Raw genomic sequence first — 15,028 nt, 5'->3', positions numbered from 1 at the left:
CCTCATCGCTTGTGAGGGTCCGGGTCCTTAATGACGTCGTTGTAGCGGTCTATCATGTGCTCATCCACGACAACTGGAATGGCGGGATCGGTGCCATAGTTCTGCGCAAACACCTGGCTCAGCGCAGCGTTCAGCGCCTGATCGTAAGCGCCGACGGTAAAGTCCGGCGTACGCGCAAGTTGGTCCGGAGCTGCGACGTGTCCGTTGATCATGTATTGCGAAATGCCGTCGACGTGTTGTCCAAATGCGATGAGGGCGTTGAGGATCTCGCGATCGGCCTCCCCTATCGACATGTTTGGCAGCGGATGGTCGGTCGGCGGGGACGACGTGGTGGGCGGCTTCCCGACGAACTCGTCCTCCAGTATCGAGCCAATGATTCCGACCACAGGCCCGGCGTACTTGCCGATTCCTGGAATCCACCCGGCCAGCGCACCGTCCGTCTTGAGACTCAACTCGTAAGCGGACTTCTTGCGATCGTATTCCGCAGTCTTGCTTGCGGCTTCGCTGAGATGGTGGTTCTCCGCGTCTGCCTGTACCGCAGCGTGAATCCCCGAACCAACCAACCCACGCAAAGTCGCGGCGTCGTGCAGCCGTTGGTCGGCGCCATTGGTGTTGGGCTCGTGGTTGACGACTGCTTGAGCGTAGGCGCTTTCGTTAAGCAAAGCCTGATCGAAGGCGGCAGCGTTGAAGTTCGCGCCTGCGGTTGCGTCGCTGCTTAGCACCGCGAATGTTCCTTTGGCGTTGGGGATTGTGCCGTTTTCGACGTATTCCTGAATAACAGTGGGCGGGGTGCCGGGCGGTGGGCTGAATCCTGCGACGCCCCCGGCTGTTCCAGCAATATTGTTGACGTAAGGGGTAAGGCCCTGCGCCATACCTCGGACCAGATCCGGGTTCACTTCACCTAGGGTGTGACTGCCAGGGAGGTGAAGTAGCTCCGAACTGTGCAACCCGATGTGCGTGCTGTAGATCCAAGCGGTTTCGGCGGCAATCCTGGCTTCTGGTCCGTGGGCAGCGTCTCCGGTCCAGTTGAACAGTGACGCAGCGCCTTTTCCGTTGTCTAGCCAGAAGTGGTGAGTGACCTCGCGCAGAAAGGTGTCACCCCCTGAGCCAACCAGAAAGTCGTGGACTACTTGGTGATCCGGAGACACCGCAGACAGGGCCGCGGATACCGTCGGACCAAACGCGGGATCCCGGTCGAAGTCCTCGCCGTGGCTCGCTCGGTCATGCTTCTGAAATACCGGTGTGTCCAGCATCACCGAAGCCTTGCGCAAGAATCCGCGGTCGAACTCCGTATTCCTCTGCAATAAGGGGCTGCCATTTTTAACGATTCCCGCGATCGCCTTGATGGTCGTGTTCTCCTTGAGTCCGGTCGAGTTCAACACCTTCTGCATGCTCTCCGGCAGTTGTGCCGCACCACCTTTGACGGTGTCTGTTCCCTGTCTTGCACCCGGTTTGAGCTCGGTCCTGGGGAAGACGATGGCCGGGTTGCTCATGAGCTGCCATGAATTGGCAATCATCGAATGCTGATCACCAAGCCGTCCTTCTACGTCCACGAGTGCTTCCACGGACATGCCATGCTGTTGGGCTTGGAGCTGGCTCAACACGGAGGCTTGTTCGCGACCAAGCGGCTTTTTTCCGCTCACCTGCTCCTCGCTAATCGAGGCGAGCACCGCATTGATGCGCGCAGCGGCCGCCTGATCGCCGGCAAGGGCTGCGTGCACATCCTTTTCGGCCTGGTCCGGTGTTTCGACGTCGTAGCCGTCCACGCTTCCGAGGAGCGAGGCGTCGTACCCGTCGCCGGTCCGCAGGCGGATCATCGAATCGTGCAATTGTTCCGCATAACGGTCACGAGTTTGCTCCAGCCGATGCAGGTAGAACGTGGTCGTCGCAGCGGCATCCAGCTTCAGTTCTTCCTTGACTAGCGCATCGTGCGCGTCGCCTATAAGCCGGTCAATCGCCTCCAGCCCCTTCTCAAACTGCGAAATCTGCTCTCTCGCAGTGCGTTGCGCTTCGGCGAGGCTGGCGGCAAGCGATTCCAGGTCCACCGCAATCTTGGGTAACTGCGCCGCCTGCACACCCAGTGACTCGGTGGCACGGCGCACCTCAGCGGCGTCGTTGATCGGATGATCACCGTTCTGGTGATTCCAGGCCGCCTCAAATCGGCCGCGGGCTTCTTCAAACTTGGCGTCGGCGTCAGCAGTGTGTTGCCCGGCATCGTGGAATGCCCCCGCCAGGCTGGAGATCTGTGCAGGACTTCCACTTTGGAGCATTCTGTTGATGGCCCATGGGTCACCGCCGGCGTGTGCGATCAACCATGACGTATCTAAGTACTGGAGATGCACGGGACAGTCCGCAGAGCAGCAGCGTTTCGCTGTTCCATGTCAGAGAACTCGACCGCGGCCCGATAAACCCTGCCGCCCAGGGACATAAGCGTCTCTCCATGCGTTTGCAGGAGTCCGACATGCGCGGCGTAGGCCGAATTCAGCACGTCATGAAACATCTCGGCGGCAGCAAATCGACCAAACATCCCGGCTTGCAAAGGTCCTCGCAACAAACGCCCGACCCCATCCATGGCGTGCCCACCGGCGCGATGTGCGTCGTTGGCTCCCAAGTGCAACACCTCGATGTCGACGAACATCGCGACCCTTTCCCGACCACCGATCAATGACGCTGGCGACGCTAGCCAGGGCGCATAGGTCGGTCAATTCACCCTGGCGCCAACGCCACATCGCGACTCGGCAAGAGGATGGCATCACTTCGACAACATTTCTCGGCAGCGGCGTGTCGTTGTGCGAAGGTTGCGCGCATGCCCCGCGTGCGATGGCTGCACACCGCGGCCGTCGTCACCGTGTCCGCGGTGGTGATTTCGATGGCCGCGCCACACGGCGTCGCCGCTCCGGACGGGCCGCCCCCGCCGCCGAATCCGCCTTCGCCGACGGCACCGTGCAACGCCATCAGCCCGGTCGCCTTTCCCTGTGTCGGGGTTGGGAAGTTTGCCGACGCGGTCGCCGCGGAGTGCCGTCGTGTCGGGATACCCGATCAGAAATGCGTACTCCCGTTGGCCCACAAGGTGACTCAAGCCGCGCGCGACGCCTACCTGCAGTCGTGGGTGCATTTCGCGGCGGAATTCCAATACACCTTGGGCGATTCGGTGCCGTTCAGGGAAACTGAGTGGATCGGCACCCACAACTCGTTCAACAGCCTTGCCCACGAGTTCACCATCTCCCATGCGGACTCGAACCAGCAGTTGTCGTTGGCCCAACAGCTGGACGTCGACGTCCGCAGCCTGGAACTCGACTTGCACTTCATGCCACGAATCGAACGTCTCGGCGCGCCCGGGGTTACCGTGTGCCACGGCCTGAGCGCGCAGGTCGGCAACCTTGGCTGCACTGTAGAACCGGTCCTCGCCACGGTGTTGCCGGAGATCGCCAACTGGCTGAACACCCCCGCGAACGCCGACGAGGTTCTCCTGATTCTCGTCGACAACCTCATGACGAACGGGAAGGGCGACGCCCAGGCCGTCGCCACCTTGGAGAGGGAGTTGCGACGGCCGGACGGTTCCAGCCTCATCTACCACCCGGATCTCAGCCTGCGCGCCGCCAACGGCTGCGTCCCGTTCCCGCTCGACGACTCGCGCGCCAACGTCCGGGCAACCGGCGCGCGGGTCGTGCTGGTCAGCTCCTGTGTGACCGCCTGGGCCGGCACGGTCTTCGACTGGGCTGGCCAGGAGGTCCAAAGCGGCTCAACGCCCGGGTATCAGCCGTACCCGGCCTGCGACGCCACCTACCCACCCTCGGTCTACAGCTCAAGTGTGGTCCGCTATTTCGAGGACTCCACGTTTGTCGCAGCGCTACTCAACCCGACCCGCCCGCCGAACAACCCCGCCGCGCTCACGCCGATCAAAGTGCAGTCGATGACCAATTGCGGCGTCAACCTGTTTGGGCTCGACCAGCTGCTCCCCGAGGACGGACGCATCCAGGCGACTCTGTGGAGCTGGGCGCCGGACGAGCCCCGCGCCGGCGCCGGCACCTGCACCCTGCAGGGGCCTGACAGTCGCTGGGTCGCCGCCCAATGCGGGGACTCGCATCCCGCAGCCTGCCAGGACGGGAGCGGCACGTGGACCGTGACACCGGCCGCGGTCACGTTCGCCATGGCGGCGGCAGCCTGCGCCGGCCTCGGCTCGACCTTCGCCCTACCGCGAACGGGGAATCAGAACTCGCGCCTGCACGCCGTCGCGGAAGCGGTGGGTGGTGCCTGGGTGGCTTACACCTTCTGAACGAGACAGGGGGAGAAATTAACCGCGGTCGAGCAGGTCCGCGGACCCCAACACTCGCTCGACCTGGACCTCGATGGCGACCCGCCGAGGATTGGCCCGGGGTGTGCGGTAGCGCTGCGCGTACCGCAGTTCGGCATCCCGGACGGCTTCGATGTCCTTGTTGACGGCGGCCTTGCCTTCCAGCGACAGCCACCGTGCGCCGTCGACCTGGCTGAGCACCGCGATTCCGCCACGCTCAGCGTTGACCGCCTTCTGAGACCCTCCGGTGGTGATCACCCGGGCGATGTGCGTCTTGGGATCGAAAGTGAAACCCACCGCCACCACGTGCGGCGATCCGTCGGCCCGCAGCGTCGTCAGCATGGCCAGATGGCGCTCGGAAAGAAACGCCAGCGCGTCGTCGGTGAGCCGCGTAGTGGTATTCGCCATCGCTACTCACGCTAGCGCAGGTAATAATCGCAGCCGTGGACGACACGGGCGCAGGTCCGGTGGTAATTTTCGGCGGCCGGAGCGAAATCGGCGTTGAACTGGCCCGACGGCTGGCCCCAGGGGCGACGTTGGTGCTGGCGGCGCGCAGAGCCGACCAGCTCATGGATCAGATCGCCACCCTGGAGACCGCGGGCGCCGCCGCAGTCCACACCAGGGAGTTTGACGCGGACGACCTCGCATCGCACGGCCCGCTGGTCGACTCGATCGTCGCCGAATACGGCCCGATCCAGACCGCAGTTCTGGCCTTCGGCATCCTCGGCGACCAGGCCCGTGCGGAAACCGACGCCGCGCACGCGGTGGCCATCGTGCACACCGACTACGTCGCCCAGGTCAGCCTGCTCACTCACCTCGCGCAGGCGATGCGCGCGGCCGGCCGCGGATCTCTGGTGGTGTTCTCCTCAGTGGCCGGGGTCCGGGTGCGCCGTGCGAACTACGTGTACGGATCGGCCAAAGCCGGCCTCGACGGGTTCGCCAGCGGCCTGGCCGACGCGCTGCACGGCACCGGGGTTCGGTTGCTGGTCGCACGTCCCGGATTCGTCATCGGCCGCATGACCGAGGGCATGTCGCCGGCGCCGCTGTCCAGCACCCCCGAACAGGTGGCCAAGGCCACTGCTCGTGCGCTGGCGAAGGGGAGACGCACCGTCTGGATTCCGTGGGCACTGCGGCCAATGTTCTTCGTTCTCAAGCTCCTGCCGCAGTTCGTGTGGCGGCGGATGCCGCGATGATCATCGTGGTCGGCATCGGCGCCGACGGAATGGCCGGCCTAGCGCCCAAATCCAAGGCCGAATTGCGCAGGGCAACCGTCGTTTACGGCGCCGAAAGGCAACTCGACCTGCTCGATGATTCCGTTACCGCGCCCCGGCGGAAGTGGCCCTCGCCGATGATGCCGGCACTGCAGCAGCTTGATCCAGACGGAGACGACATCCATGTCGTGGCCAGTGGGGACCCGCTGTTGCACGGCATCGGCAGCACCCTCATCCGACTGTTCGGATCCGAGAAAGTGCGTGTGCTGCCACATGTTTCGTCGGTGACGCTGGCGTGTGCGCGGATGGGTTGGAGCGTCCAGGACACCGAGGTGATCAGCCTGGTCACGGCGCCACCGCGCGCCGCCGTCCGGCGTGGCGGCCAGGCGATCGTCCTGTCGGCGGACCGCACCAGCCCCAAAGCGCTGGCGGTGCTGCTCAACTCCTACGGGCGCGGCGACTCCGAATTCAGCGTGCTCGAACACTTGGGCGGGCCGAACGAACGGCGTCGCGACGGCACTGCGCGCGAATGGGCCGACAACGCGCCGACCGACATCCAAGACCTGAACGTGATCGCCGTGCGCTACCTGCCCGACGAACGCCTGTCCTCCCTGCCCGACGACGCGCTGGTGCATGACGGGCAGATCACCAAGCAGGGGATTCGGGCGCTCACGCTGGCGGCGCTGGCGCCGCGGCCCGGGCAGGTGCTGTGGGATGTCGGCGCAGGCTCGGGAAGTATCTCGGTCGAGTGGTGCCGAAGCGCCCGCGGCTGCACGGCGGTGGCGTTCGAACGCAACGAACGGCGTCGCCACAACATCGGACTCAACGCCGGCGCGTTCGGTGCGGACATCGACGTTCGCGCCGACGCGCCGCAGGAGTTCGACGGCGCCGCCACTCCGGACGTGATCTTCATCGGCGGGGGCCTCACCCAGCCGGGCCTGCTTGACGCCTGCCTGCACAGCCTGCCCGCCGATGGACGCCTGGTCGCCAACGCCGTCACCGTGGAATCGGAAGCCGCGCTCGCGCTGGCACATTCGCGGCTTGGCGGCGAATTGAGACGCTTCCAGCACTATCGGGACGAACCGATCGGCGGTTTTACCGCATGGCGTCCGCAACTGCCGGTCACCCAGTGGACGATGGTCAAGCCGTGACGGTGTACTTCATCGGCGCGGGACCGGGCGCCGCGGACCTGATCACCGTCCGCGGCCAACGGCTGTTGCAGCGCTGCCCGGTGTGCCTGTACGCGGGCTCTATCATGCCGAAAGACCTACTGGCCCTTTGCCCCTCCGACGCCAAGGTCGTCGACACCGGGCCGTTGACGCTCGAACAGATCATCACCGAACTCGCCGACGCCGACGCCGCCGGCTTGGATGTGGCCCGACTGCATTCCGGCGATCCCTCGCTTTACAGCGCGGTGGCCGAGCAATGCCGCCAGCTCGACACCCTGCAGATCGAGTACGAAATCGTGCCCGGCGTACCGGCTTTCGCGGCAGCCGCAGCGGCGCTCAAACGCGAGCTCACCGTTCCCGGAGTGGCGCAAACCGTCACGCTCACCCGGGTTTCGACCTTGTCGACACCGATGCCGCCCGGCGAAGAGCTGGCGACCCTAGCTAAATCCGCTGGCACGCTGGTGCTGCACCTCGCCGCAGCGCAGATCGACGCCATCGTCCCGCAACTCACTGCCGCTGGTTACCGACCCGAAACACCCACGGCGGTAGTCGCTTTCGCGAGCTGGCCACAACAGGTGGTGCTGCGGGGCACCCTGGCCGACATCGCCGGACAGATGCACGACGCCAACGTCACCAAGACCGCCGTCATCATCGTCGGTGACGTGCTGGCCGCCGAGGGCTTCACCGACAGCTACCTGTACTCGGTAGCGCGCCGACAGGCCCACTGATGCGTATCCTCTTGCTCGGCGGCACCGCCGAGGCCCGCGCCCTGGCCGCCGAACTGCATCCGCGGGTCGACATCGTCAGCTCCTTGGCCGGTCGCGTCCCGGAACCCGCGCTTCCGGTCGGTCCGGTTCGCATCGGCGGATTCGGCGGCATCGACGGCCTGCGCCAGTGGTTGCGTGACGAACACATCGACGCGGTGGTCGACGCCACGCACCCGTTCGCGGCGACGATGACCGCCCACGCGGCGCAGGTCTGCGACGAAATCCGCTTGCCGCACGTGGTGTTGGCGCGCCCGCCCTGGGACCCCGGTGACGCCATCGTAGTGGCCTCCGACGTCGAGGCTGCGGAAACCGTTGCGCGACAAGGCTACCAGCGGGTCTTTCTCACAACCGGCCGTTCCGGTGTGCACGCCTTCCGGAACAGTGACGCGTGGTTCTTGATCCGTGCCGTCACCGCCCCCGACCCGGCCACACTGCCACGCCGACACCAATTGATCTTGTCCCGCGGGCCATACCGCTACGACGGCGAGCTGCACCTCCTCAAAGAACACCGCATCGACGCCGTGGTCACCAAGAACAGCGGCGGCGACATGACCCGAGCCAAGCTGGATGCCGCAGCAGCGCTGGGGGTTTCGGTGATCATGGTCGCGCGTCCACCGCTGCCGCCCAGAGTCCAAACTGTGGACACCGTCTATGAAGCGGTCCAATGGGTGGCGGCGCTCGGCTAACATATCGGGACCCTTAGGCGGATCGAGGCTAAGCGAGGATCAATGGCCCAGGCCAGCAAGCAGTTCGTGTGCAACTACGACGCACCGCTCGACGACGTGATGGCGATGCTGCTCGACGAGGGATTTCGCAACAAGGTCTGCGAGGCCCAGGGGCTGCTGTCCCACAACGTCTCGATCACCAAAGAGGGCGACACGACACTGGTTGCCATCGACAAGCAGCAGCCGATGGCCGGACTTCCCTCGGTCGCGACGAAGTTCTTAGGCGCCAGAACGGACGTCCGGCAGCGGGAGACCTGGACCGGCACCGACATGACCCTCACGCTCGAGATCCCCGGTAAACCCGGCGGCGGCACCGGCAACGTCACCGTCGTCTCGAAAGACGGCAAGACGGTGGAGACCGTCGAGATCAACGTCGAGGTCAGTGTGCCTCTCGTCGGCGGCAAGGTGGCAGGCATCATCATCGACCAGTTTGTGGCTGCGATGGAAGCCGAGTACGAGGTCGGGAAGTCCTGGCTGGCAGGCGAACGCTGAACCCGAAGCGCTAACTCCGCGAGGCGCGCGACTCGCCGGGAACATTTGCGCAAGGGTCAAAGTAGCAATATGCAATAGTTGCATTAGGATGGTCTGAACGATCGCACCCACGAGAGGTGTTCACGTCATGAAGGTCGCCATCAGCGGAGCGGGCGTGGCCGGCCCATCGCTCGCTTATTGGCTGCGCCGGACCGGTCACGAGCCGACGTTGATCGAGCGTGCACCGCAATTTCGCACCGGCGGCTACGTCATCGACTTCTGGGGCGTGGGCTACCGCATCGCGCAGCTGATGGGAATCGAAAAAGTCATTCTCGACGCGGGCTATCAGGTGCACACGATCCGTTCGGTAGGTTCCGACAATCGGGTGCGAGCAAGCCTGAGCACCGATGCGATCCGCAAAGCGGCGGGCCAGAAGTTCACCAGTCTGCCGCGCGGCGACCTTGCCGCCGCCATCTACGACACCGTCAAGGACGACGTCGAAACGATCTTCGGCAACAACATCACCGCGATCAACGAACACTCCGACGGGGTTTCGGTGAGCTTTTCCGGCGCCATGACTCGAGATTTCGACCTCGTCATCGGTGCCGACGGGTTGCACTCCAACGTGCGCCGCCTAGCGTTCGGGCCTGAGACGGACGCCGAACATTATTTGGGCTGCTGCGTGGCGGCGTGCGTGCTCGAGGGCTACCGTCCCCGCGATGAACTGGTCTATGTGACCCACACCGAGCCGGGCCGCTCCGTCGGCCGCTTCTCCCTGCGCGGGGACCGCACCATGGTTCTGTTCGTGTTCCGCTCCGCAGAAGCTGCCGATCCAGGGAATCTGGAAGGGCGAAAAGCGTCGCTGCGGACGGTTTATGCCGACACGGGCTGGGAATGCCCGCAGATTCTGGCCGCGCTCGACGACGTCGACGACCTGTACTTCGACGTCGTCAGCCAGATCCGCCTGCCGAGCTGGTCGCGAGGCCGCACGGCTCTGGTCGGCGACGCCGCCGCCTGCGTTTCACTGCTGGCCGGCGAGGGCACCGGTTTGGCGATGACCGAAGCGTATGTGTTGGCCGGCGAACTCCATTGCGCCCAAGGCGATTACCGACGAGCGTTCGCCAACTACGAGAAGCGCATGCGCCGCTTCATCGAGGACAAGCAAATCGCGGCGCAGAAATTCCTCCCCGTGTTCGCAACACGGACTCAGTTCGGTGTCCGGTTCCGTGACTTCGTGATGGGTGCGCTGAACTTCCGCCCACTCGCCAGTCTGTTGGTAAGCCGGAGCTTGCGTGACGACTTTGAGTTACCCGACTACGCGATGTGAACCCGGCGACCGAGCCAGTCGGCCAGCTGGGCGGGTTCAGTGAATTTGATAGCCGGAGTGCTGGTGGCGACGCTGCTGCTGGTGATCCCCGGGGCATTGATCGCGTGGTTAGCCCGCCTGCCATGGCCCATCTCGATCGCCGCCGGCCCAGCGCTGACCTACGGCACGGTCGGCTTGGCCATCGTCCCGTTCGGGGCCATCGGAATTCCGTGGAACGCACTGACAGCGCTGGCGGCACTGGGCGTGGTGTTGTTCTTAGCCGCGGTATTTCGGGTTGTGTTGGAGCGCTACCGCGACCATGATGCCGAAGCCCTAGCGGCCACGCGATGGCCGGCCCTGTGTGTCGGTGCCGGTGTTGTGGTGGGCGCAACGTTGATCGGGTGTGCCGCAGTCGCCGCCCTGCCGCACTGGCAGTCCATCCCCAGTACCTGGGATTCGGTATGGCACGCCAACACCATTCGCTCGATCCTCGACACCGGTCAGGCCTCACCCACGCACATGGGTGAGCTGCGCAACGTCGAAACCCACGCCCGACTGTTTTACCCCTCAACGTTTCATGCGCTGGCAGCCGTGCTTGCTCAACTCACCGGCGCCGCGCCCACAACCGCCTACACCCTGTCCTCGCTCGCGGCGGCAATCTGGCTTTTTCCGAGCAGCGCGGCCGCGCTGGCCTGGCATCTGATGCGCCCGCACACAACCCTGTGGGCCACCGCCGGATGCGCTACTGCCGCAGCGGGATTGGCGGCATCCTTCACCGCGGTGCCGTATGTCGAGTTCAACACCGCCGCCACGCCCAACCTTGCCGCGTACGGCATTGCCGCGCCGACGATGGTACTGATCGTGTCCGCGCTGCGACACCGCGACCGCATCCCGATCGCTGTCCTGGCGTTGATCGGGGTGTTCTCGGTACACACCACCGCAGGCGTCATCGCGGTCGTGTTTGTCGCGGCGTGGTGGCTGGTGGACGGGTTACGGCGCCCGGTGCGCGGTCGTGTCTCTGACATGGTGGCCCTGCTGCTGATCGTCGGGACAACGGCTCTGGCGAAAGTCCCTCAGGTGATTGGCATTTTGGAGCAGGCCGAGATCATCGCCGGGCACTCCTTTGTCAGTCACGAGGGTAAGAAGCGGGCCTTGCTGCGGGCGGTGCTGCAGTACACCCGTCATCTCAGCGACTACCCGATCCAATACACGCTGCTGGTACTGGCCGCCGTCGGTGCGGTGATCCTGCTCGTGAAGCGCGTCTGGTGGCCGTTGGCCGTGTGGTTGCTGCTGGTGGGATCCGTGGTGTATTCGGCGGCGCCGTTCGGTGGCGTGATCGGCGCGCTCATCAGACGATTCAGCGACAGCTTCTATTCCGACCCGCGCCGCTTGTCGGCGGCGATCACTCTGCTGCTGACGCCCATGGCCGGCATCGGCCTGTTCATGCTCGTCGCCTGGGTCGCCAACGCGACGCGGGGACTGTTGGCCCGACGAAACCTCCGAATTTGGGGTTCGCCCGCATGGAATGCCGCCTGCGCCATGGTGGTGATCGGCGCCAGCATCGTCGGCGCGTGGCACTACTTTCCGCGGCACCGCTTCCTGCTCGGAGAGAAGTACGACCAGGTCATGATCGACGACAAGGACTTGGAGGCGATGGCCTATCTGGCCACCCTGCCCGGCGCCCGCGAGACGCTGATCGGTAACGCCAACACCGACGGCACCGCGTGGATGTACGCGGTAGCCGGCCTGCACCCGCTCTGGACGCACTACGACTACCCGCAGCAACTCGGTCCGGGTTACCACCGGTTCATCTTCTGGGCCTACGCCGACGACGCGGACGGCGATCCCCGCGTCGCCCAGGCCGTACAGGCACTTGACATCCGCTATGTGCTGACCAGCACTCCGGTGGTGGGCGACTTCGTCATGCCCGACGGGCTGACGGGACTGGAAGAGTCACACTCCTGGACCAAGATCTACGACAACGGTGAAGCCCGCATCTACGAATGGCGGCCGGGGCGAACAGCACCGGCGCCGACGAAGAAGCCCACAACCTGACCATGGAATACTGCGGCATGCTCGCAACGCCCGCCACCCGAAGGCAAGTCCTGCTGGCCATGCTGGTTCCGTTGGTGGGCTGTTCATCTCAGGCCGCTACCGGCCGTCCCCAGTCGAGTACTACTTCGACGTCGCGGGCGGCCCAGGACCTGTCGGCGCGCTTTGCAGAACTTGAGCGGCGCTACGAATCCCGGCTCGGCGTGCATGTGCTCGCCGACGGCGATGCCGCACCGATCTCCTACCGCGCCGACGAGCGGTTCGCGTTTTGCTCCACGTTCAAGGCGCCGCTCGCAGCAGCGGTGCTGCAACGAAATCCGTTGACCTTCTTGGACAAGGTGATCACCTACACCCGCGACGACATCCGGTCCACCTCGCCGATCACCGAACAACACGTCGACGGCGGAATGACCATCGGGCAGCTGTGTGATGCGGCGGTCCGTTACAGCGACGGCACCGCGGCCAACCTACTGCTTGCCGAAATCGGCGGGCCCGCCGGCTTTACCCAGTTCCTGCGCAGCCTGGGGGACAGCGTAAGCCGCCTGGATCAGCTTGAGCCCGAACTCAATCGAGATGCTCCCAACGACGAGCGGGACACCACCACGCCGCGCGCGATCGCCGGGGTATTCCAGCGGTTGGTGCTCGGTGACGCGTTGCCCGCCGACAAGCGGGGGTTGCTCACCGACTGGATGGTGCGGAATACGACGGGGGACAAGCGGATCCGCACGGGGTTTCCGCCAGACTGGAAGATCGCGGACAAGACGGGGTCGGGTGACTACGGACGCACCAACGACGTCGCCGTGGTGTGGTCGCCGAGCGGTGCGTCGTACGTGGTGGCGATCTACTCCGACTGCGTCACCGGCGGATACGACGCCCCGTTCAATGACGCGATCGTCGCCGCGGCGGCGACCATCGTCGCGTCCGCTCTGCCCGGTCAGCGCAAGTAACGTCGGGGCGTGAACACCCTGTCGCCGTAATCAGTCGTATGCCATTGGGTTTGAGACGATCCGATGATCAGCAGGCAGCGCATGTCGACGTCGGCGGGGTTCAGATCCGCCAACCGCACCACGCGTACCTCTTCATCTGGCCCCGACACGTTGCGGCCGATCACCACCGGCGTCCCGGGTTCGCGGTGCTCTAGCAACAGGTCCCGCATCGCGCCCACTTGCCAGGTCCTCGACTTGGAAGCCGGGTTGTATATCGTCAGCACCAGATCGGCGGCGGCCGCGGCGGAAATGCGCTGGGCGATGACGTCCCACGGCTTCAACCGGTCAGACAACGAGATCACCGCGTAGTCGTGCCCCAGCGGCGCCCCGACCCGACTGGCCACCGCCTGGGCGGCCGTCATCGCCGGGATCACCCGAACCTGCACGCCGGGCCACTGCTTGGCCTCTTCCAGGACAGCGGTGGCCATCGCGAACACCCCGGGATCGCCGGAGGACACCACGGCCACCGCGCGGCCCTGCTCGGCGAGCTCGCAGGCCAGTCGGGCGCGCGCGGGTTCGTCGGTGTTGTCACTGGGATGACGTCGTTGGCCGTCCCGCACAGGCACCCGGTCCAGGTAGTTGGCGTACCCGATCAAGTCTGTGGCGCAGGATAATTCGCGTTGGCTCTGCGGGGTCATCCATTCCGTGGCGCCCGGGCCCAGACCGACCACCGCGACGGAGCCGGTCACCGACTTGCCGCGCCTGCCGCCCGGCAGCATGGCCAGCGAGAAGTACGGCACGCTGGTTTCGTCCACCTCGGCGGCGGGCAGCACCCGCTGCGTCGGGGTGCTGGCCCGCTCCACGTAGAACGTGTCGTCTAGCTGGCCGGAGGCTGAAAGCGCTTCCCGCACATTGTGGTACGAGCGACCGAGTTTGAGGATCACGGCGGCGTCGACATCGGCCAGCCGACGGGTCAATTCGGCCACCGGCAGCGTCCCCGGCAAAATCGACAGCACCTCATCACCGGCGACCAGCGGCGTCGCAACCGCCGCGGATGCGGCGCTCACCGACGTCACGCCAGGAACGATGACCGCGTTGAACCGCTGGGTGAGGCGGGTGTGCAAATGCATGTAGGAGCTGTAGAACAACGGGTCGCCCTCGGCGAGCAGTGCCACGTTGCGCCCGGCGTCCAGGTGGGCGGCGATGCGTTCGGTGGCCGCGACGTAGAAGTCCTCCAGCGCGCCGGCGTAACCGCCCGGATGGTCGGTCGTCTCGGTGGTCACCGGATAGACCAGGTGCTCTTCGATTTGGCCGGGCCGCAAGTATGGTTCGGCAATGCCACGGGCGATGCTGCGCCCGTGCCGCGCGCTGTGGTAGGCCACCACATCGGCTTCGCCGATCAGCCGGGCGGCCTTGACCGTCACCAGTTCCGGATCGCCGGGACCCAGCCCGACGCCGTAGAGCGTGCCCCGACCAGTCATTCGGCGTCGCTCGCGATCGCATTGACGGCGGCCGCGGCCATGGCGCTACCGCCGCGGCGGCCGCGGACCACCAGGTACGACATCCCGCGCGGGCGCTCGATGAGCTCCTGCTTGGATTGCGCCGACCCGACGAAGCCGACCGGTCCGCCCAGTACCGCAGCCGGTGCCGCCGCGCCCTCGTCGATCAATTCGAGCAGCCGGAACAGCGCGGTGGGCGCGTTGCCGATCGCCACCACGGCACCGCCCAGTCGCTCGGCCCAAAGCTCCACGCCGGCCGCCGAGCGGGTGGTCTGCCGGCGGGCGGCCAAGTCGGCGGCGCGCGGGTCCGCGACCAGCGTCACCACCTCGTTGCGGGCGGGCAGCCGTGCCGCGGTGATCCCTGCTGCAACCATCGACGAGTCGCACAACACGGGTGCACCGTCGTCCAGCGCGGCCCGGGCCCGCGTAACGACGTCGTCGGTAAAGGCCACATGCTCTGCGACATCGACCTGTCCGCAGGTGTGGATCAGCCGGACCACCACCCGCGCGACGTCGGCGGGAAACCGCGTCAGGTCCGCCTCGGCGCGGATGGTTGCGAACGACTGCCGGTAGATCTCCGCCGCGTCGCGGATGTAGTCGAGCACCCG

14 protein-coding genes are annotated in these 15,028 nt (G+C 65.6%); 9 read left to right on the top strand and 5 right to left on the bottom strand.

Going from position 1 to position 15,028, the window contains the following annotated elements:
- Positions 1–2 precede the first annotated feature (2 nt).
- Positions 3–2,312 carry a putative alpha/beta hydrolase gene (locus G6N68_RS15240; protein ID WP_163713716.1) on the bottom strand — a complete coding sequence of 770 codons (2,310 nt, stop codon included), beginning with the start codon at positions 2,310–2,312 and terminating at the stop codon, positions 3–5.
- 11 nt (positions 2,313–2,323) lie between these two features.
- On the bottom strand, positions 2,324–2,638 hold the full coding sequence (locus tag G6N68_RS15235) for a DUF2563 family protein (RefSeq protein ID WP_163713713.1): 315 nt from the start codon (positions 2,636–2,638) through the stop codon (positions 2,324–2,326).
- A gap of 168 nt (positions 2,639–2,806) precedes the next feature.
- On the opposite strand from G6N68_RS15235, the gene G6N68_RS15230 reads away from it, so the two are divergent.
- A complete protein-coding gene (locus G6N68_RS15230; protein WP_163713709.1) occupies positions 2,807–4,276 on the top strand; it encodes a phosphoinositide-specific phospholipase C-related protein in 1,470 nt (489 codons plus the stop codon).
- An 18-nt stretch (positions 4,277–4,294) separates the two neighbouring features.
- Here G6N68_RS15230 and G6N68_RS15225 read toward each other — a convergent pair whose 3' ends face one another.
- Positions 4,295–4,702, bottom strand: coding sequence for a F420-dependent biliverdin reductase (locus G6N68_RS15225; protein WP_163713707.1), 408 nt, complete (start codon positions 4,700–4,702; stop codon positions 4,295–4,297).
- Between the two features lie 35 nt (positions 4,703–4,737).
- Here G6N68_RS15225 and dprE2 point away from each other — a divergent pair, with 35 nt between their 5' ends.
- From dprE2 to bla, 8 genes are all read left to right on the top strand, one after another.
- Positions 4,738–5,487 (top strand): decaprenylphospho-beta-D-erythro-pentofuranosid-2-ulose 2-reductase, encoded by a 750-nt coding sequence (gene dprE2, locus G6N68_RS15220; protein WP_163713705.1) that lies wholly within the window; start codon positions 4,738–4,740, stop codon positions 5,485–5,487.
- On the top strand, positions 5,484–6,656 hold the full coding sequence (gene cbiE, locus G6N68_RS15215) for a precorrin-6y C5,15-methyltransferase (decarboxylating) subunit CbiE (protein ID WP_163713702.1): 1,173 nt from the start codon (positions 5,484–5,486) through the stop codon (positions 6,654–6,656). The genes dprE2 and cbiE overlap by 4 nt, the downstream gene beginning before the upstream one ends.
- A complete protein-coding gene (gene cobM, locus G6N68_RS15210) occupies positions 6,653–7,402 on the top strand; it encodes a precorrin-4 C(11)-methyltransferase (protein ID WP_163713699.1) in 750 nt (249 codons plus the stop codon). Before cbiE ends, cobM begins: the two co-directional genes overlap by 4 nt.
- Positions 7,402–8,127 carry a cobalt-precorrin-6A reductase gene (locus G6N68_RS15205; protein WP_163713696.1) on the top strand — a complete coding sequence of 242 codons (726 nt, stop codon included), beginning with the start codon at positions 7,402–7,404 and terminating at the stop codon, positions 8,125–8,127. Before cobM ends, G6N68_RS15205 begins: the two co-directional genes overlap by 1 nt.
- Positions 8,128–8,169: 42 nt before the next feature.
- A complete protein-coding gene (locus G6N68_RS15200; RefSeq protein ID WP_163713693.1) occupies positions 8,170–8,658 on the top strand; it encodes a DUF2505 domain-containing protein in 489 nt (162 codons plus the stop codon).
- Between the two features lie 127 nt (positions 8,659–8,785).
- Positions 8,786–9,964: an FAD-binding domain gene (locus tag G6N68_RS15195; protein ID WP_163713691.1), complete on the top strand. Its 1,179-nt coding sequence runs from the start codon at positions 8,786–8,788 to the stop codon at positions 9,962–9,964.
- A 39-nt stretch (positions 9,965–10,003) separates the two neighbouring features.
- The gene (locus tag G6N68_RS15190) at positions 10,004–11,998 is read left to right on the top strand and encodes a DUF6541 family protein (protein WP_163713688.1); all 1,995 of its coding nucleotides are present in this window, start codon (positions 10,004–10,006) and stop codon (positions 11,996–11,998) included.
- A 17-nt stretch (positions 11,999–12,015) separates the two neighbouring features.
- On the top strand, positions 12,016–12,942 hold the full coding sequence (gene bla, locus G6N68_RS15185) for a class A beta-lactamase (RefSeq protein WP_163718640.1): 927 nt from the start codon (positions 12,016–12,018) through the stop codon (positions 12,940–12,942).
- Here bla and G6N68_RS15180 read toward each other — a convergent pair.
- Positions 12,930–14,402 carry a precorrin-2 C(20)-methyltransferase gene (locus tag G6N68_RS15180; RefSeq protein WP_163713685.1) on the bottom strand — a complete coding sequence of 491 codons (1,473 nt, stop codon included), beginning with the start codon at positions 14,400–14,402 and terminating at the stop codon, positions 12,930–12,932. The two genes, bla and G6N68_RS15180, sit on opposite strands and share 13 nt — an antisense overlap.
- Positions 14,399–15,025: a precorrin-8X methylmutase gene (locus G6N68_RS15175; RefSeq protein WP_163713682.1), complete on the bottom strand. Its 627-nt coding sequence runs from the start codon at positions 15,023–15,025 to the stop codon at positions 14,399–14,401. Before G6N68_RS15175 ends, G6N68_RS15180 begins: the two co-directional genes overlap by 4 nt.
- Between the last annotated feature and the right edge of the window lie 3 nt (positions 15,026–15,028).

Origin of the sequence: Mycobacterium bourgelatii (genome assembly GCF_010723575.1) — a bacterium.
Taxonomy (GTDB): domain Bacteria; phylum Actinomycetota; class Actinomycetes; order Mycobacteriales; family Mycobacteriaceae; genus Mycobacterium; species Mycobacterium bourgelatii.
Note: the sequence above shows the minus strand (reverse complement) of the source record. Positions and strands in the feature narration are given on the sequence as shown.

What these genes read in the sequence shown, in the direction of transcription:
- bla (WP_163718640.1), top strand. Translation starts at nt 12,016, where the DNA reads ATGCTCGCAACGCCCGCCACCCGAAGGCAAGTCCTGCTGGCCATGCTG.
- G6N68_RS15205 (WP_163713696.1), top strand. Translation starts at nt 7,402, where the DNA reads ATGCGTATCCTCTTGCTCGGCGGCACCGCCGAGGCCCGCGCCCTGGCC.
- G6N68_RS15195 (WP_163713691.1), top strand. Translation starts at nt 8,786, where the DNA reads ATGAAGGTCGCCATCAGCGGAGCGGGCGTGGCCGGCCCATCGCTCGCT.
- G6N68_RS15230 (WP_163713709.1), top strand. Translation starts at nt 2,807, where the DNA reads ATGCCCCGCGTGCGATGGCTGCACACCGCGGCCGTCGTCACCGTGTCC.
- cbiE (WP_163713702.1), top strand. Translation starts at nt 5,484, where the DNA reads ATGATCATCGTGGTCGGCATCGGCGCCGACGGAATGGCCGGCCTAGCG.
- G6N68_RS15180 (WP_163713685.1), bottom strand. Translation starts at nt 14,402, where the DNA reads ATGACTGGTCGGGGCACGCTCTACGGCGTCGGGCTGGGTCCCGGCGAT.
- G6N68_RS15200 (WP_163713693.1), top strand. Translation starts at nt 8,170, where the DNA reads ATGGCCCAGGCCAGCAAGCAGTTCGTGTGCAACTACGACGCACCGCTC.
- G6N68_RS15235 (WP_163713713.1), bottom strand. Translation starts at nt 2,638, where the DNA reads ATGTTCGTCGACATCGAGGTGTTGCACTTGGGAGCCAACGACGCACAT.
- G6N68_RS15225 (WP_163713707.1), bottom strand. Translation starts at nt 4,702, where the DNA reads ATGGCGAATACCACTACGCGGCTCACCGACGACGCGCTGGCGTTTCTT.